Raw genomic sequence first — 17,100 nt, forward strand, 5'->3', positions numbered from 1 at the left:
CTAGCTACTAACGGGCACTTCCCACACTAGACGGAGACCACCCGTATCCACATTAGTCAGCGAAGCGAAACCGCCGAGCGATTCGGCACGGTGGGTCATATTTTTTACGCCAAAACCTGACAACGGGCTAGCGCTGCTCAACGAAGTGCCAGCCACCCCAACACCATTGTCGGTAACGACCAAAGTCACCGTTGTCTTGGTGGCCGTCAAACTAACCTCAAGCGCAGTGGCATTGGCGTGGCGAACGACGTTAGAAAGCGCCTCGCGCAAGGTGGGCAAAAGCTGATCACCAAGTTCTGTTGAAACAAGCGTATCGACTGGTCCGATAAAGCTGAGGTGCGGTTCGAAACCCAAACTCGCCGCGGCGTCTTTCACCAACTTGATGACTTCGCTACGAACACCCGAAGCCAGAACACCACCTTGAAGACCAAAAATAGCAGTGCGGATTTCATGAATAGTGGTATCAAGATCGTCGACCGAGCGCTCGAGGCGTGCGCGCGTCTCGGGACTAACAGCTTTGGTCAACGCGGCTTCCAACCCCATGGAGGTGGCGAAGAGGCGTTGAATCACCGTGTCGTGTAGTTCACGGGCGATGCGTTCGCGGTCTTCAGTTAGCTGCAACGCTTCGCGGGTAGCGGCCAACCGCATTTGTTGTTCAACCCGCTCGGTAATGTCGCGGATTGAGGCCACCACATAGCTCTTGCCACCCTCGGTAACCGGACTGAGTGATATCTCTACCGGGAATTCAGTTTCGTCGTGGCGAATGGCACGCAATTCCATGCCAAGCCCCATGGGTCGAACCCTGGGCGCAGCATGATAGTTAGCGCGATCTTGATAGTGCCCTGCCCGAAATCGAGGTGGAATCAAATCTTCAATACGACTACCCACCAGTTGGCCCTCGGGCCAGGCAAACATTACGTAGGCCTGCGGATTTGCCAACACGATCAGACCGTCTTCATCCACGATGATTAGCCCGTCAGGCACCGCACTAAAAATGGCCTGCGCCATTTGAGCATCTAAATCAGTTGGACTCACTTCGGAATGGTCGTAAGAATCTTTTCCCACGCTATGCATACTAAATCTTTAATTGGCATGCCACGATATTGATACTCATGACTGTGCAAGCTGCCAACCTCTTTTTCTCAATGCTAACCGTAGCTACAGCCATTACGGCCGTTGTGACATTGGTGCTGCTATTGGCTCGGTGGCTACGGCCTTCCTCACGGACCGCTGCCTACGCCAGTGTACTTGCGCCAATGGCTGGTTGGTTGGCCTTTGTAATCGCCGCCGGGGCCACTCTTGGAAGCCTGTATTACTCAGAGATCGCTCATTATGAGCCGTGCAAATACTGCTGGCTCCAGCGAATCGCCATGTACCCTTCGGCGTTGCTTTTGGGTATCGCTGCCGTTCGACGCGACACGGCAGTCAAGTATTACGCTATTCCTCTGGCAGCCTTAGGTTCCATAGTTTCTGCGTATCATTTCTATATTGAACAGTTCCCTACCTCAGGCGGTTCTTGCAGCCCAACTGTTCCGTGCAATGTGCCTTACTTTCAACAGTGGGGTTTCGTAAGCCTGGCATTTATGGCGTTGACAGGCTTTTTAGCGATCATCGTTCTACTGTTATTGACCGACAAGTCGGTTGTTAATCAGAAAGCTGGTAAATGAGTTCTTCTAGGGCACCTCGCACTCGTAACTCTTCGGTGGCCAAAGCGGCCCAAGCTGGTAGCGGTTCACGCAACGTTTGGATCATCGCGGCGGTGGCCGCCGTCGTGATCTTCGCCGGCATCATTGCGGTGGCGCTCTCCCAAGAAGAAAGCTCTAAGCAACCAGAAACAGCGGCCGTGACGGTCAATGGCTCTCCGTTGCCCATCCAAGATGCCGAGGGATCGATAGGTCTCGAAGCACCCGAGATTTCGGGTACCTCGCTTAAGGGCGAACCAATGTCGATCTCAAATGACGGTCGACCTAAGCTCATTGGCTTCTTTGCACACTGGTGCCCACATTGCCAGGTTGAGGTGCCACGCATTCAGCAGTGGATTGATGATGGTGAGCTGCCCGAGGACGTCGATTTCGTAGCGGTTTCAACGTCAATCTCCCCCGGTCAGCCGAATTACCCACCCAGCAAATGGTTTGACCGCGAAAAGTGGACCGTACCCACGTTGAAAGATGACGCCACTTCAACCGCTCACGCCGCTTTTGGCGGTGGAAACTTCCCTTATTTTGTGATTCTGGACGCCGAGGGCAAGGTCGTAGCAGCACAAAGTGGCGAACTTTCTCGTGATGATCTCAATACCTTGGTAGCTGTGGCCCGGGGCGGCCTCGAGGGCATGATTGATGGAGAAACTCAATCTCCTTCCAATGAGACTGAAGAGCCTGGTGAATAACACCAATCGGTTCGAAGAATTTCCGTCTTAACTTGCCGCAAACGTAGTTTTTGGTGGCAGGATAGAAACACATAACCGGGGGTGACCGTAGCTGGCACCCACCATCAAGGAGACTCTCCATAGATGCGACGTCGCATGATGAAATCCAAGATTCATCGAGCTACCGTGACCGATGCCAACCTTAACTACGTGGGGTCAATCACCATCGACCGTGAGCTTATGGCTGCCGCCGACCTACTTGAAAACGAACAGGTTGCGGTTGTCGATATCGATAACGGCGCCCGGCTTGAAACCTACGTGATTCCGGGTGAGGCGGGTGATATGTGTCTAAATGGCGCTGCGGCACGACTAGTGCAACCTGGTGACAAGATCATCGTTATTAGCTACGGCGATTATGAAGATTCCGAGCTAATCGACCATCAACCCAGAGTGGTTCACGTCGATGAATTCAACCGTCAAAGCGCACCCGTACTCCACTAAAAGTACAATCTAATTAGCGGCACATTTAGGTCGCTATTAGTTAAGGAGTACAACAGCACTATGAAAAAATTCGTAGCAGGCGTTGACGGTTCCGAAGGCTCAAGAAAAGCTCTCGAGTGGGCCGTAAAACAAGCTGCTTTGGAAGGGGCGAAGCTTACTGTTGTGCATGTATGGCACGTGCCTTACGCAGCTTCGGGTATGGGCGGAATCCCATTCGATATTCAAATGCTGGCCGACGGTGCCCGTGAAACCCTCGATGCCATGCTGAGCGAGGTGGACACCTCCGAACTGGTGGAACCCGTTGAGGGATTATTGATGGAAGGTGCAGCGGCACCCGCCATACTGGCAGCGGCCGAAGACGCCGACATGGTCATAGTGGGTAGTCGTGGCCGCGGCGGTTTTATGGGGCTTTTGCTGGGTTCCGTTTCCCAACAAGTGGCCAGCCACTCCACCTGTCCAGTGGTAATCATCCCCACCGACGCTACCTAACAGAGCGACAAGGGCCGTTTTCCTCTTTTACAATTTCAGCACAACCTTTAGAGTTGACACAGACGTCAACTCTAAAGAGGTGCTTAAGTGCTACAAATGAACGTGCAGCCAATGGCCAACGTGAGCGATCGAATTAATGAGATCCGGGCCCTCACCGCCACCATTGTTAACAAGGAAATTCTGCCCAATGAAAACATGCTCTGGGCGGAATACCGCGGCATAAATCTCACTGAGGAAGACAAGGCGGAATCTCGCCGCCTACGCGAGCAGGTAAAAACAAAAGTTAAAGAAGCTGGCTTGTGGGCACCACACTTACCCACTGAATACGGGGGTGCCGGTCTCGACTTTCTGGAACTGGCCTACATGTATGAGGTGCTGGCCTATGCCACTGGAGCCTCAAGCCTCTTTGGTGTGGTGGCGCCTAACTCGGGCAACCAGTCGGTCCTGGTTAAATACGCCACCGAAGAACAGAAACAAAAATGGCTGCTACCACTAATTGACGGCACCTTAGAATCGGGCTTTTCGATGACCGAACCCGACCAGCCCGGCTCTGACCCTCGTTCCCTGCGCACCACTGCTCGACGCGACGGCGACGACTGGGTGATCAACGGGCACAAGTGGTTCACCTCAAATGGTAAGCGAGCCGATTTCTTTATTGTGATGTGCCGTACCGAGGAGGTCGAAGGCGGCGCTGATCGCAACTCGGCCATGACTCAGATTATTGTGCCTGCCGATGCACCTGGAGTGAACATTGTACGTGGCATCCCAGTGTGGGGCCGTGAAAGCGACCACGTTGAGATCATTTACGACAACGTTCGCGTTCCACTCGACAACGCTTTAGGCGAGCGTGGCACCGGCCACCAAGCTGCCCAAGACCGCCTTGGCGCAGGCCGGGTTTATCACTGCATGAACTCTCTAGGCCAGATGTGGCGGGCCTTCGACTTAATGGTAGAACGCGCCATTACCCGCGAGGTTCACGGCGGCGCACTAAAGGACAAGCAGTTCATCCAGGGCTTCATCGCCGATTCCTACATGGACATTCAAGCGGCAAGACTGATGACCATTAGCACCGCTGAGAAAATGGCGGCTGACATGGATGCCCGTACCGACATTTCTGCCATCAAAGTGTTCGTACCAAACGCCTATGAGCGAGTGGTCGATCGTGCTATTCAGGTTTGGGGTGCAGCCGGAGTAAGCGGTGATTTGCCGCTGGCGGGCATGTATCAAGGTGCCCGTACCTTGCGTTTGGCCGACGGCCCTGATGAGGTTCACCGCATTCTGATGGCCAAGAACGTTTTGGGTAAGTACCGCAACCTTGACAGCGGTTGGGACTTCGGCAATTAATTCTAGCTTTTACTAGAATTATGTGGCAGGCTTCTACTTAACCATGACGCCTGCCGAGACCCAAGACGAACCCGACTTAGTGGCCTTACTATCACAGGCCTTACATTTGGCTGGTCGCTCGGGCGCCCCCGAAGAGGCCAGCCGAATTGCGGCCAAAGCGTGGTGGGTTCTAACCAAGTCGGGCGACCCCAAGGGTGCCCAACGCATCAACGGTGTCATGCATTACCTTGCTCGCCTACACCAGGAGACATAGTTCATGAGCGACACCGAACTCGACGTGCGTCAAGAAATTCCCATGCGCCGCCACGAATTGATCTTTGAAACTTACAACGCCCTAGAACCAAATACGGCGTTCATTTTGATCAACGACCACGACCCCAAGCCGCTCTATTATCAATTTGAGGCAGAACATACCGGTCGTTTCACATGGGATTACCTAGAGTCAGGCCCCGAGGTCTGGCGGGTACGGATTGGCCGCAACGGCACCGCATAGGAATCCAACACCAGAGGTAGCCGCCAAAAGAACGTATGTTATTGGCGGTTACTCTCTGGTTAGCTGTGACTATCATGTACTCTTTCGTACGATGTATATGTGACATCGGACACTAATTTACCTACGGAGAGCTATATGACGTCTAAGCGTGGCGCCTGGTGGCGAGTATTAGCGCTGCTGGCCGCACTCGGCATCTTCGCTGCGGCCTGCGGCAGCGATTCAGATTCGGGAGATTCCGCATCCTCGACTACTGAAACCACCCAGGCTGAGAGTGAAGAACCCGACGAACCGCCCGCAACCACTGATGAAGCGAACTACGGCGGTTCGATAACCATTGGCATGGAAGCCGAATCCAACACGTGGACGCCTGGAGAAGGCAACTTCGCCTCCTCGGGAACGACGGTGGCTTTGGCAATTTACGATCCCCTCGTCTCCATCAATGCTGAAGGTGACTTCGAAGGTTTCTTGGCTGAATCGCTAGAGCCCAACGATGACCTCACCGAGTGGACCCTAAAGCTACGCCCCGACATTAAGTTTCACGATGGCAGCGATCTAAACGCCGAGGTGGTGAAGTGGAACTTTGACACTCTTCACAACAACGATTCTCGCCAAACTTTTGGCACCCTGCAGATCGCGGGTGTCACCGGGATGGACATCGTTGATGATCTAACGGTGGTGTATCACCTGAGTGAAACCAACGCCGCCTTCCCCGACCTTCTGCGGGGCCAAATTGGTTGGCCCGTGTCGAAGGAAGCCTACGAGGCGAACCCCGATGGATTCGGCAGTCATCCGGTCGGCACTGGGCCTTTTGAGGTCGTTGAATGGCGACGCGATGACCGCATGGTGACCAAGCGTAACGAGAACTACTGGTTCACTGCTGCCAACGGCGATCAGCTCCCCTACCTTGATGAGGTCATTTTCCGGCCAATCCCAGATGAAGACAGCCGGGTGCAAAGCTTGGCTGCTGGCTCGGTCCAGATGACCCAAACCCTTCGCGGTAGCGCCATCAAAGCCACCCAGGAACTAGAGCGGACAGGCAACATCGATGTGCTGCTCTATGCGGGCAATGAATCCAACACCGCCATCTTTAACATGCTGGTGCCGCCAGTCGACGACGTACGCGTTCGTAAGGCCCTAGTCATGGCCACCGACAGTTATACCGTTCAAGAAGTCTTGGGTGATGATGGCTTAGTTAACCCCTCAAGCGGTTTTTTCTCACCCGACAGTCCTTGGTACTCCTCTAAAGTGGCCGACGCCTACCCGACCGATGGCACTCGTAACGTTGAGGGCGCGAAAGAACTGATCGAAGAGTACCGCGCTGACCCCAACCGTTCCGACGGCCGAAACCCAGGCGATCCGATCGATGTGGAATACAACTGTCCCCCCGATCCAAGCCTGTTGCAGGTCGCTCAGCTACAACAGGGTTTTTGGGCCGAGATCAATGTCAACACCAAGCTCAACCAGGTTGAACAAGGTCCACACATTGAGAACGCCGTCGGCAGCGCTGATCAGGAACCCCCATTTAAGGGCAACTACATGATCAACTGCTGGCGAACCGGAGGCGGTACTGGCGACCCGATCACCAGCCTCCAAACCTATTTCGGCCCAATAGCCACCACGCCGGGCAACGTGTTCAATTACGTGGACCCTGAAATCGACGAGGCGCTGCACACTTTGAAGACAAGTGCCGACTTCACCGAACGTTACGCGGCGGTGGAAAAGATTGGAATCATCACCAGTGAGCAAGTGCCTGTACTTTGGGTTTCGCCTACCGCAACTGCCATTGGATACGTGAACAACATTCGTGGCATTGATGACTGGACGCTACCTTCTGGCGAGCGCGGCAACGGCAACCCCAGTGCCATTATCCGCACTCATCAACTCTTTCTGGCCAACTAGCACCTAAGCCGATAACCACATGAGCGGCCCGCCAATGGTGGGCCGCTCATTCTTTTTTGGCCTAAGCCAAACCCTGCCACAGGTTCTCTAAGCTCCCACGCAAGCGAGAAAGTTCCTCCATGTGCAAGCTCGAAAGCTCGGCCAATAGCCCTTGGCCGCGTTCGCTTAGGTGCAGACGAATCACCCGATGGTCGTCTTCATCAGGTTCCCGCAATACCAATCCAGCGGCTTCAGCCCTATCCACCAGCTCGACCGCACTGTGGTGCCGCAGCATCAAATGTTCGGCCACCTCGCCCACCGATGGCGCGGCATCATGGCCGCGAATTGCAAGCAGGAGTTGATGCTGAGCTGGGGTTAGGCCTACATCGCGGGCTTGTCTTTCACTCCAATGCATAAAGCGCCGCAGACCATCGCGAAACTCTAGAAGGCGTTCATAGTCTTTAGTTGTCAGCTCACGTTGAGACATATCGTGTCACGATATAATTTCTAAACAATGCCGCAACTTACCACTAATCATCGTTTAGGACTCCTCAGTATTTTCGGCGTTTTGTTGGGTATTGCCGGCGGCCTGGCCGCCTGGGTGCTGTTCCACCTGATCAACGCTATTACGAACGTCACCTTTATAAGCAGTTTTAGCTTCTCATCGATACCGCTGCGCTACGAACGGTTCAACTGGCAAGTGCTGATAATTGCCACGTTGGCCGGCCTGGTGATTTCTTTGCTCGCAAAATGGGCACCGGTCATCAAAGGCCATGGCATACCGGAAACCATGGAGGCCATTCTCACTAAGCAAAGCAAGATCGCCCCCAGAACAGCTATAGCAAAACCAATCTCCGCGGCCATCGCCATCGGTTCGGGCGCACCCTTTGGCGCTGAAGGCCCCATCATCGTAACCGGCGGATCGCTTGGTTCGCTGTTGGGGCAAGTCGTTCCAGTCTCACCATCGGAGCGAAAAATATTGCTGGCCGCCGGTGCCGCGGCTGGAATGTCGGCCACCTTTGGAGCCCCGCTGGCAGCCGTGGTGCTGGCCATTGAACTTCTCCTCTTCGAATTCTCGATTCGCGCCATCATTCCACTGGTTCTAGCCTCAGCGGTGGCCGCTGGGACCCACGCTTTGGTCTTTGGGCCCGAACCTCTATTTGCAATTCCTACCCATGACTATCTGGGCCTCGAGGCACTGCCGGCTTTTGCTCTGCTCGGCATCATCTGTGGCCTAATCGCAACCATCATTACCCGGGGCCTCTTTGCGGTTGAGAATCTCTATGAACGGCTCCCCATTTCAAGCTTCTGGCACCCGGCGATTGGCGCTATAGGCTTCGGCCTTATCGGGATGTTCGTTCCCAAGATTTTTACCGTCGGCTACGACGTAATCGCCGAGGTCATCAGCGGAAACCAATCTCTACAGTTCGTGTTGGTCATCGGAGCCGCCAAGTTGGTGGCATGGTGGCTGGCGTTAGGGTCTGGCACCTCTGGCGGTACCTTGGCCCCCATTCTGCTGGTCAGCGCATCGTTTGGCTCTCTGGCTGGAGCAGGCTTGAACTTTGCCTTGCCAGGGCCCGATGTCTCGCTTGGGGCCTTTGCCGTGGTAGCCATGGCAGCCACCTTTGGTGCTGCATCGCGAGCGACCTTGGCCTCAATAATTTTCGTCTTCGAACTGACCCAAGATTACCAAGTAATTTTACCGCTAATGATTGCCACCGTTTTAGCCGACTTGGTTTATAACACTGCCAATCGCGACAGCATTATGACCGACAAATTAGCCAAGCGGGGTATTTCTGTTGGCCGAGATTACGAAGCTGACTTATTTCGCACGACTTTGGTGTCACGACTGATGACCACCAAAGTTGAAACACTTAGCCCTACCTGCACCATTACCGAAGCTCGCGACACCTTTCGCCACCACGGACATGGCGCTTATCCAATCGTTGAAAACGATAAATTGATTGGCATGCTGAGCCGCTCCGACTTGCTCAGCACCGACTTACCTCTCGAGACACCCATCACTGAGATCGCTAGCCACGACGTGGTTACGGCCTCACCAAACGACACCGCACTGACAGCGCTACAGACCATCTTGGACGAAGGAATTGAGCATCTGCCCGTCACGACCGAAGACAAACTGATAGGCATCTGTACTAGAACCGACTTACTGAAAATACATGCACAACGATTCTCTTTAGAACGGCGTGAATAAGGAGCTTCACATGGTTGCAATGATCGAAAAGATTTTGGTAGGCATCGACGGCTCAGAAGACAGCATGAAGGCCCTCACTTGGGCTTCGAACCATGCCGCACAAACGGGAGCCGAACTTTTTGTGGTGTATGTGGTCACGTGGGACCCAGAGCTAATGCAAGAGGTACCAACCGAGAGCTTCCGGCAATGGCAAGATTCATTGACCGAGCTTTTGCATGGTGAATGGACAGCCCGAGTTCGTGATCTGGGCATCCCCTACGAGTGCGTGATGGTCGAAGCAGAAAGCGCTGTTACCGGGCTGTTGCGTGCCGCTGAACAAAACGAGGTCGACCTGCTCGTGCTTGGGGCCCGAGGACGAGGCGCGTTCACTGACCGATTGTTGGGTTCGACCACCTTTAAGCTCACCCACCATTCACCACGGCCAGTGGTTACGGTGCCAAGCGAGTGGGAACTCAAGTCATAGCCCAAGCGCCTAGAGTGGTTCCATGAGATGGCTCAAGCGCGCGGCACCCGAAACGATACGGGTCGCAATTCAAAAAGATCCGGCGTTGCATGGAGTGGCCACCTTAGAAACCATGTTGTATCCCGGTATCTGGGCGCTGGCGAGCCATCGGGTCGCTCATTTCCTATGGCGAAGCGGGATACCTTTTCTACCACGCTTACTTTCCCAAGCCCTGCGCTTAATAACTGGCATTGAAATTCATCCCGGCGCTGTGATTGGGCGGCGGTTCTTTATTGATCATGGTGACGGAGTGGTCATTGGCGAGACCGCACAAATTGGCGATGACGTAATGATGTACCACAACGTCACACTCGGCGGCCATGGATGGTGGAGCGACGAGAAAGGCGCTAAACGGCACCCAACTATTGGTAACAACGTGACAATTGGGGTGGGGGCATCCATCCTGGGGCCCGTCACGGTCGGCGACAATACCCGGATTGGGCCCCATGCTTTGGTCATTGAAGACATCCCGGCTAATTCAGTAGTGGTGGGCACTAAGGGACAGGCGCTAATTGTCGATGGAGTACGACAGGAGCCTGACCACGATCAACAATTCCTCGAGCCGTCTTGGCTCGAAAACCACGAGATGGGAGGCCTTTAATGGCTTTGCACAACAGCGTTTTAGACCTGATCGGCAAGACCCCGCTAGTCGAGCTGCACCGCTACAACACCAAGGTTGAAGGACGCATCGCGGTCAAGCTTGAAAGCTTCAACCCTGGCGGCAGCGTTAAAGACCGTATCGCCCTAGCCATGATTGAGGCCGCCGAGCGAAGCGGCGAGCTCCCCCCTGGGGGCACCATTGTTGAACCCACCAGCGGTAACACCGGCATTGGCTTGGCCATGGTAGCCGCTGCCAAGGGTTACAAAGCGGTGCTGGTGATGCCCGATTCGATGAGCATTGAACGCCGCCAACTCTTGGTCGCTTATGGTGCCGAGCTGGTGTTGACTCCCAAAGAGCAAGGTATGAATGGCGCCATTGCCAAGGCGCTAGAGCTGGTTGATGCAAATGGCTGGTTCATGCCACAACAATTCGAGAACCCGGCCAATGCTGACATACACGAACGTACAACTGGTGAAGAACTTTGGAACGATACCAACGGTGAGATCGCGGCCTTAATCTCGGGCGTTGGCACCGGAGGTACCGTGACTGGTGCTGGCATCGCACTTCGCAGACACAATCCTGATATCTGGATCGTTGCCGTCGAGCCCAGCGATTCGCCGGTGCTTTCTGGTGGGGCCCCGGCACCGCACCCCATCCAAGGATTAGGGGCAGGCTTTGTACCGAGGGTGCTTGACACCAACATTTACAACGAGGTGATCCGAGTCGAGGCGCGAGCAGCGGCCGAGGCAGCACGCCTCTTGGCCACAAGTGAAGGTATCTTGGCAGGTATCTCATCTGGCGCCGCGCTAGCTGCAGCCACCGAAGTTGCTTCTCGTGCGGAGTTCGCAAACAAATTGGTGGTCGCAGTGTTGCCTGACACCGGAGAACGGTATCTAAGCACCAACCTGTTTGACCCCACCACCTAAGAGGCCCATGCCCGACAGCGCTCAATCCACTATTCCTTTATCCACCAAGCCGCCGCTGCGCGAGCTGTGGCGCTACGCCAAGGGCCGTCGAAGCCACCTCATCTTCGCCACCCTCATGTCGTTCATCAACAAGGTGTGCGACATCGCCCCCGAGCTATTAATTGGGGCAGCGGTCGATGTCGTGGTGAACACCGAGCAGTCATTCATTGGCCGCATGTTCAACGTCAGCGATCGCTATGAACAGCTCACCATTTTGGTCATCCTGACCGTACTCATTTGGTTGGCGGAATCGGCGACCGAGTATCTAGCCGTCGTGACCTGGCGAAACTTAGCTCAAGCCTTGGAACACGACGCCCGCATGGATGCTTATCGGCATGTACAAAACCTTGAGGTGGCCTATTTCGAGGACCAAACCTCGGGCGGCCTAATGACAGTTTTGAATGACGACGTCAATCAGCTTGAACGATTTTTGGACATGGGTCCGCACAAAATCATCATTACGGCTTCGAACGTGGTGCTGGTGGGCATCACCTTTGCTGTTATTTCACCGTTGCTGATGGCGCTGGCATTTATACCCATTCCCGTTATCGTGGCCGGTTCGCTGTTTTACCAGCAACGTTTAGAGGCCCGCTACGCCAAGGTACGTGAAGCGGCGGGCAATATTGGCGACACGCTGACCAATGGAATTGGTGGTATTGCCACCATTAAGGCCTTCAGCGCTGAGGATCGCGAGGTGGCTCGGGTTGACGCAGCATCGTCAAACTACAAGTCGGTCAACAAAGACGCCATCCGGCTCTCCACAGCTTTCCGCCCTTTAATCCGAACCGCGGTCTTAGCCGGATTCACCATGACCTTGATTGTGGGTGGTCGGGCCACGTTGCGCGGCGATTTGGCGGTGGGCCTATTTTCCGTGCTGGTCTATATGACTCAGCGCCTGTTGTGGCCACTCACCGACCTGGGTGAAACCCTCGACCTTTACCAACGGGCCATGGCTTCGTGTCGAAGAATTTTTGGTTTGTTAGAAGCCGAACCAAAAATTGAGGCCGGTACCCAAGAACTCGCCAACCCAGTGGCCGGTGCGGTTTGCTTCGATGACGTGCGCTTTGCCTATGCCACTGGCGAAGAGGTTCTAAAGGGCGTAAACATCAATATTCCCGCTGGTGAGACTCACGCCATCGTGGGGGCCACCGGTGCCGGGAAATCTACAGTGGTCAAGCTCTTATTGCGCTTGTATGACACCACGGGCGGCACCCTTTCGGTCGATGGCGTGCCGATTGACCAGCTCACGTTTCGCTCGCTACGTGGGGCCATGGGGTTCGTTTCGCAAGATGTGTTCTTGTTCCACGGCACCGTACGTGAGAACTTGACGTACGGCCGTCCCGATGCCACCGACGCCGAGGTACGCACCGCCGCAGCTCTGGCAGAAGCGGCAGAGTTCATTGAGGCCATGCCTCATGGCTATGACACCGTTGTGGGCGAACGAGGCCAAAAACTCTCAGGGGGTCAGCGTCAACGGCTGACCATTGCTCGAGCTATTCTTCGTGATCCAGCCATCTTGGTACTCGACGAAGCAACCTCAGCGGTCGACAACGAAACCGAGGCTGCCATTCAACGTTCGATGGAACGGGTTTCACAAGGGCGAACCACCATAGTCATCGCGCACCGGCTCTCAACGGTACGGAATGCCCATCGCATTCACGTGATGGAAGCTGGGCGTGTGATCGAGTCAGGAACGCATGAAGAGCTGTTAGATCAAGGCGGCCTCTACGCTGCGCTGTGGCGCGTGCAAACCGGCGAGCACCAACAGGCGATGCCACTATAGACCCAGCTCATGGCATCTTTTTGCCTTAAATTCGACATCCTTTCGCCCATATGTGTCACGCTGGAACATAGGGTTCTTCTGGATTTTTGTGTGTTAGGAACCTAGAGCAGGTGGTGCAGTAGGCCACGCGCTGCTAGCCGCGGGGAGGTCGGCAGTGTCGCTCAGATTCGGTGCTTCGAACGTCGTAGTACCGAGAAGGAGATATGCCAGACCCAAGACTAAACGTGCCAGAAACGGTGACAATATGAACCTACTTTTCGCCTCGCTGGCTGAAGGAGTGGGTTCTTGGTGGCGCTATGTCACGGTGCTTCACTTCGATGACGTACGCCAACACACCCTTGAACACGCAAGCTTGGTTCTCCAATCAGTCATTATCGCTACCGTACTAGCGGTGGCCCTCGGCGTACTCGCGCACCGTGTAAAGGTGTTACGAGCTCCGCTTTTGGGTATTGCATCAATATTTCTCACTATTCCCTCCCTGGCCCTGTTTACCCTTTTCATTCCGTTGGTAGGCTTGGGCACCGCGCCCGCACGCATTGCACTGGTCATGTACGCCCTGTTGCCAATCATGCGCAACACGGTGGCCGGGCTTGAAGGTGTTGACGGTGCCATTGCTGAGTCGGCCCGAGGGGTCGGCATGTCTAAGGCAGCAGTGTTAACCCGAATCGAATTGCCTCTGGCCTGGCCTGTGATCAGCACCGGGGTTCGGGTATCGATTCTGTTGACCTCGGGAATCGCCGCTATCGCCACCCTCGTTGGCGGCGGCGGTCTCGGTGAATTTATTAAGAAAGGGCTTTCTGCATATCCGCTCGGCTACTCGGTAGAACAAGTGTGGACCGGCACCGTTTTGGTCATGGTCTTAGCACTCGTCTTCGATGCCATCTTTGGCATTATTCGCCACTTCACAACCTCTCCCGGAATCAGAAAACGATGAACGACACAGCGAACGGGAACTTTGAGCTTCCTGGCAAACCAGCCGATATTACCGACCCGGTTATTTCTCTTGAGGGTCTTTCCATGCGTTATCCAGGCACCACCGTGCCCGCCGTGGATGACCTCACCTTAAATTTTGCTCGGGGCGAAATCACGGTGCTCGTCGGACCTTCCGGATGTGGAAAGAGCACGACTTTGCGCCTGATCAACCGCATAATCGAGCCGACCGGTGGGCGCATTATCTTCGATGGCGAAGACGTGACCTCGGTCAACCCCGACCAGCTGCGACGTAACATTGGTTACGTTATTCAAAAAGTTGGACTATTTCCTCACCGCACCATTGGCGAAAATGTGGCGACCGTGCCCCGCCTCTTAGGTTGGAAGAAACCTGACATCAATGCTCGGGTTGATGAGCTGCTAGATCTGGTAGGTCTGGATCCAACCATCTACCGCGATCGGTACCCCAAAGAGCTTTCCGGCGGTCAAGCCCAGCGAGTTGGAGTCGCCCGTGCTCTTGGCGCTGACCCACCTGTGATGCTGATGGACGAACCTTTCGGTGCTATTGACCCCATTACTCGTGATCGTCTGCAAAATGAGTTCCTGAGGCTGCAATCCGAGCTTCACAAATCGATTATTTTCGTGACTCACGACATCGACGAAGCCATAAAAATGGGTGACCGAATCGTGATTTTGAAAGAGCGTTCGCAGATCGCTCAATACGATACGCCACAGCGTATTCTGGCCCACCCGATCGACGATTTCGTAGATGATTTCCTGGGTTCAGGCTCCACTCTCAAGGGTCTCAACTTTGAACGGGTTCGCGACGTAACGCTTGCTCATTATCCCACCATGGGCCCAGATACCTCGATCGAGGATGCCTTAATCGCCATCGATGCGAGCCCGGAAAAATGGTTGGTGCTGGTCGACCAAAACGATCGTCCCGTGCGTTGGCTACAACGACGTGACCTGTTACGTGCCAACACTCCCGCCGATTTGCCAAGCCTTGGCCGACCGGTACGTGCCACGGTCGAGCCCCAGGCCACCTTGCGTGACGCGTTGGAAGAAATGATCCAGTCCAGCCACGGCACTCTCTTGGTGGTAGATGGCCGGGGTCGCTACCAGGGCTGTTTAGATATTGAGACCATTACCGGTGTCATTCATCGTATGCAGGCCGAAGCGCGTGAATTTTACCAGAACCTGACGGGCGAAGTCCCGGTGGTCAAATGAAGCTTTCTCGTGGCCTGATCCTGGCACCGTTTGGCCTGGCTCTCACGGCGGCGCTACTGGCGTGGTATGTGGCCGGGGCCGAGAAGAACTTCAGTGATCAGTCCGCTTTGTCATGGGACAACAAGCTCTTTCCCCAGATCAAAGAGCATCTGGCTCTAACCGGGTGGTCCACATTTTGGGTCTTGATCATTGCGATTCCACTAGGAGTTATCCTCACCCGCCCGGCCATGCGTTGGGCCAGTGGTGTGGTGCTCTCAGTGGCCAACGCTGGCCAAGCGCTACCTGCCTACGGTCTGTTCGTCATTCTTTATATGTGGCAAGGCCGTGGCGCCCGAACAGCCATCATTGCCCTGGTCATCTTCACGATTCTGCCGGTACTGCGCAACACCATGGTGGGCTTAGATCAAGTCTCGGCCGAGGTCATTGAATCAGCCCGTGGCATGGGTTTGCCCCGATGGCGAATTCTGTTAGAGATTGAGCTGCCTTTGGCCGTTCCGGTGATTCTGGCCGGTGTCCGCACCGCCTTGGTGATCAACGTGGGTATGGCCGCCCTGGCAACGTTCACCAACGGTGGTGGTCTGGGTGACACTATCAACTCGGGTCTGAAGAACGCACGAACCCTGGTGACCTTCACCGGTGCTTCCATCACCGCCCTCTTGGCCCTAACACTCGACTGGGTCGCCGCGGTCGCGGAACGAACATTGCGACCCAAAGGTCTCTGAGTTCCCGCTTATCCATGGGTGCGATTCAACGCGCCCCAAATTCCCAAATCAAGGAGAAATAATGCGAAAACAATCTAGATTCATCAAACTAGTGGCGGCCTTAGCGGGCTTGGCGCTAGTTCTGGCCGCTTGTAGCAGCGACGATGACAACGACGCTGACAACGGCGAGGAAAGCAGTGGCGAATTCGCGTCGCTTGACCTCTCAGCTGTAAACATCACCATCGGTTCGAAAGACTTCACCGAGAACCAGCTGGTCGCTGAAATGTTCGCTCAAGGCATTGAAGCTGGTGGTGGTAACGTGACCCGCCGGATCAACCTTGGTGGCACCAACGTGAACCGTGATGCCCTATTAGCCAATGAGATTCAGGGTTATCCCGAATACAACGGCACCGGCTGGACCAACCACTTGGGCCACGATGATCCAAGCAATGATCCTGACGAACTTTATCAGGTCACTGCTGATGAGGACCTTGAGAAAAACTCCATCCACTGGCTCGGACGTTCGGCCTTCAACAACACCTATGGTTTTGCGACCGGACCCGACCTGACCGATGAGAATGGTGGGGCTTTCACTCTCACGCAGATGGCCGAGTACCTCGAGAACAATCCCGAGGCTGAGGCCTGCATGGAGCCTGAGTTCCCTGACCGTGCCGACGGTTTGGTGCTATTTGAGAACTTCACTGGTTTCTCGATTCCCCAGAACCAACGTCAGATCATGGACTCTGGAATTATCTACAACGAAACCGCTAAGGGTGAATGTGCCTTCGGTGAGATCTTTACTACTGACGGCCGTATTCCCGAGCTGAACCTAACCGTGGTCGACGATGAAGGTACCTTCATTGTGTACAACTTGTCGTTCACGATCACTGAAGCCGTGTATGACCAAGCGCCCGAAGCGCTGACCGAGATGGCCGAGAAGATTCTCAACAATCTCGAAGCTGACACCATGGCCGAGCTGAACCGTCAAGTCGACGTGGAAGGCAAGAGCCTGGGTGAAGTCGTCAAGGCTTACCTTGAGGGCGAAGGCTTAATCTAAAGCTGTAAGCTGGCCAAGTAAACGCTTTTCTAGCGTTCTTGGCCGG

The 17,100-nt window shown here is 54.9% G+C and carries 19 protein-coding genes; 17 read left to right on the plus strand and 2 right to left on the minus strand.

The features are described from left to right. Positions 1-1,065: a PAS domain S-box protein gene (locus tag WC184_09890; protein ID MFA7478185.1), complete on the minus strand. Its 1,065-nt coding sequence runs from the start codon at positions 1,063-1,065 to the stop codon at positions 1-3. 47 nt (positions 1,066-1,112) lie between these two features. Between WC184_09890 and WC184_09895 the strand changes: the two genes are divergently transcribed. The 8 genes from WC184_09895 (at position 1,113) to WC184_09930 (ending at position 7,091) form a co-directional block, all read left to right on the plus strand. Then, entirely contained in the window at positions 1,113-1,667 is a 555-nt protein-coding gene (locus tag WC184_09895) for a disulfide bond formation protein B (GenBank protein MFA7478186.1), read from the plus strand. Next, entirely contained in the window at positions 1,664-2,386 is a 723-nt protein-coding gene (locus WC184_09900) for a TlpA disulfide reductase family protein (GenBank protein MFA7478187.1), read from the plus strand. The genes WC184_09895 and WC184_09900 overlap by 4 nt, the downstream gene beginning before the upstream one ends. Positions 2,387-2,509: 123 nt before the next feature. Then, a complete protein-coding gene (gene panD / locus WC184_09905) occupies positions 2,510-2,866 on the plus strand; it encodes an aspartate 1-decarboxylase (GenBank protein MFA7478188.1) in 357 nt (118 codons plus the stop codon). Between the two features lie 60 nt (positions 2,867-2,926). Beyond that, on the plus strand, positions 2,927-3,355 hold the full coding sequence (locus tag WC184_09910) for a universal stress protein (protein ID MFA7478189.1): 429 nt from the start codon (positions 2,927-2,929) through the stop codon (positions 3,353-3,355). Positions 3,356-3,451: 96 nt separating this feature from the next. After that, entirely contained in the window at positions 3,452-4,699 is a 1,248-nt protein-coding gene (locus WC184_09915; GenBank protein MFA7478190.1) for an acyl-CoA dehydrogenase family protein, read from the plus strand. Between the two features lie 43 nt (positions 4,700-4,742). Next, positions 4,743-4,952 (plus strand): hypothetical protein, encoded by a 210-nt coding sequence (locus WC184_09920; protein ID MFA7478191.1) that lies wholly within the window; start codon positions 4,743-4,745, stop codon positions 4,950-4,952. 3 nt (positions 4,953-4,955) lie between these two features. Continuing rightward, complete coding sequence (locus tag WC184_09925; protein MFA7478192.1) at positions 4,956-5,192, plus strand: DUF2249 domain-containing protein; 237 nt, start codon at positions 4,956-4,958, stop codon at positions 5,190-5,192. A gap of 135 nt (positions 5,193-5,327) precedes the next feature. Beyond that, complete coding sequence (locus WC184_09930; protein ID MFA7478193.1) at positions 5,328-7,091, plus strand: ABC transporter substrate-binding protein; 1,764 nt, start codon at positions 5,328-5,330, stop codon at positions 7,089-7,091. 61 nt (positions 7,092-7,152) lie between these two features. Here WC184_09930 and WC184_09935 read toward each other — a convergent pair whose 3' ends face one another. Next, on the minus strand, positions 7,153-7,557 hold the full coding sequence (locus WC184_09935; GenBank protein ID MFA7478194.1) for a MarR family transcriptional regulator: 405 nt from the start codon (positions 7,555-7,557) through the stop codon (positions 7,153-7,155). Between the two features lie 27 nt (positions 7,558-7,584). Here WC184_09935 and WC184_09940 point away from each other — a divergent pair, with 27 nt between their 5' ends. The 9 genes from WC184_09940 (at position 7,585) to WC184_09980 (ending at position 17,054) form a co-directional block, all read left to right on the plus strand. Continuing rightward, positions 7,585-9,285, plus strand: coding sequence for a chloride channel protein (locus WC184_09940; GenBank protein MFA7478195.1), 1,701 nt, complete (start codon positions 7,585-7,587; stop codon positions 9,283-9,285). 10 nt (positions 9,286-9,295) lie between these two features. Next, on the plus strand, positions 9,296-9,748 hold the full coding sequence (locus WC184_09945) for a universal stress protein (GenBank protein MFA7478196.1): 453 nt from the start codon (positions 9,296-9,298) through the stop codon (positions 9,746-9,748). Positions 9,749-9,770: 22 nt separating this feature from the next. Next, entirely contained in the window at positions 9,771-10,388 is a 618-nt protein-coding gene (gene epsC / locus WC184_09950; protein MFA7478197.1) for a serine O-acetyltransferase EpsC, read from the plus strand. Next, positions 10,388-11,314 (plus strand): cysteine synthase A, encoded by a 927-nt coding sequence (cysK, locus tag WC184_09955; protein ID MFA7478198.1) that lies wholly within the window; start codon positions 10,388-10,390, stop codon positions 11,312-11,314. The genes epsC and cysK overlap by 1 nt, the downstream gene beginning before the upstream one ends. 7 nt (positions 11,315-11,321) lie before the next feature. Further along, positions 11,322-13,136 (plus strand): ABC transporter ATP-binding protein, encoded by a 1,815-nt coding sequence (locus WC184_09960; protein ID MFA7478199.1) that lies wholly within the window; start codon positions 11,322-11,324, stop codon positions 13,134-13,136. A 244-nt stretch (positions 13,137-13,380) separates the two neighbouring features. Further along, positions 13,381-14,070 carry an ABC transporter permease gene (locus tag WC184_09965; GenBank protein ID MFA7478200.1) on the plus strand — a complete coding sequence of 230 codons (690 nt, stop codon included), beginning with the start codon at positions 13,381-13,383 and terminating at the stop codon, positions 14,068-14,070. Beyond that, the gene (locus tag WC184_09970; protein MFA7478201.1) at positions 14,067-15,296 is read left to right on the plus strand and encodes an ATP-binding cassette domain-containing protein; all 1,230 of its coding nucleotides are present in this window, start codon (positions 14,067-14,069) and stop codon (positions 15,294-15,296) included. Before WC184_09965 ends, WC184_09970 begins: the two co-directional genes overlap by 4 nt. Next, positions 15,293-16,018: an ABC transporter permease gene (locus tag WC184_09975; GenBank protein MFA7478202.1), complete on the plus strand. Its 726-nt coding sequence runs from the start codon at positions 15,293-15,295 to the stop codon at positions 16,016-16,018. Before WC184_09970 ends, WC184_09975 begins: the two co-directional genes overlap by 4 nt. A gap of 61 nt (positions 16,019-16,079) precedes the next feature. Continuing rightward, a complete protein-coding gene (locus tag WC184_09980) occupies positions 16,080-17,054 on the plus strand; it encodes a glycine betaine ABC transporter substrate-binding protein (protein MFA7478203.1) in 975 nt (324 codons plus the stop codon). Positions 17,055-17,100: the final 46 nt, after the last annotated feature.

Source organism: Acidimicrobiia bacterium, assembly GCA_041676705.1.
Classification (GTDB): domain Bacteria; phylum Actinomycetota; class Acidimicrobiia; order Acidimicrobiales; family SKKL01; genus Actinomarinicola.

Coding starts and splice junctions, on each gene's coding strand:
- WC184_09895 (MFA7478186.1), top strand. CDS start 1,113: ATGACTGTGCAAGCTGCCAACCTCTTTTTCTCAATGCTAACCGTAGCT.
- WC184_09900 (MFA7478187.1), top strand. CDS start 1,664: ATGAGTTCTTCTAGGGCACCTCGCACTCGTAACTCTTCGGTGGCCAAA.
- panD (MFA7478188.1), top strand. CDS start 2,510: ATGCGACGTCGCATGATGAAATCCAAGATTCATCGAGCTACCGTGACC.
- WC184_09910 (MFA7478189.1), top strand. CDS start 2,927: ATGAAAAAATTCGTAGCAGGCGTTGACGGTTCCGAAGGCTCAAGAAAA.
- WC184_09915 (MFA7478190.1), top strand. CDS start 3,452: ATGAACGTGCAGCCAATGGCCAACGTGAGCGATCGAATTAATGAGATC.
- WC184_09920 (MFA7478191.1), top strand. CDS start 4,743: ATGACGCCTGCCGAGACCCAAGACGAACCCGACTTAGTGGCCTTACTA.
- WC184_09925 (MFA7478192.1), top strand. CDS start 4,956: ATGAGCGACACCGAACTCGACGTGCGTCAAGAAATTCCCATGCGCCGC.
- WC184_09930 (MFA7478193.1), top strand. CDS start 5,328: ATGACGTCTAAGCGTGGCGCCTGGTGGCGAGTATTAGCGCTGCTGGCC.
- WC184_09935 (MFA7478194.1), bottom strand. CDS start 7,557: ATGTCTCAACGTGAGCTGACAACTAAAGACTATGAACGCCTTCTAGAG.
- WC184_09940 (MFA7478195.1), top strand. CDS start 7,585: ATGCCGCAACTTACCACTAATCATCGTTTAGGACTCCTCAGTATTTTC.
- WC184_09945 (MFA7478196.1), top strand. CDS start 9,296: ATGGTTGCAATGATCGAAAAGATTTTGGTAGGCATCGACGGCTCAGAA.
- epsC (MFA7478197.1), top strand. CDS start 9,771: ATGAGATGGCTCAAGCGCGCGGCACCCGAAACGATACGGGTCGCAATT.
- cysK (MFA7478198.1), top strand. CDS start 10,388: ATGGCTTTGCACAACAGCGTTTTAGACCTGATCGGCAAGACCCCGCTA.
- WC184_09960 (MFA7478199.1), top strand. CDS start 11,322: ATGCCCGACAGCGCTCAATCCACTATTCCTTTATCCACCAAGCCGCCG.
- WC184_09965 (MFA7478200.1), top strand. CDS start 13,381: ATGAACCTACTTTTCGCCTCGCTGGCTGAAGGAGTGGGTTCTTGGTGG.
- WC184_09970 (MFA7478201.1), top strand. CDS start 14,067: ATGAACGACACAGCGAACGGGAACTTTGAGCTTCCTGGCAAACCAGCC.
- WC184_09975 (MFA7478202.1), top strand. CDS start 15,293: ATGAAGCTTTCTCGTGGCCTGATCCTGGCACCGTTTGGCCTGGCTCTC.
- WC184_09980 (MFA7478203.1), top strand. CDS start 16,080: ATGCGAAAACAATCTAGATTCATCAAACTAGTGGCGGCCTTAGCGGGC.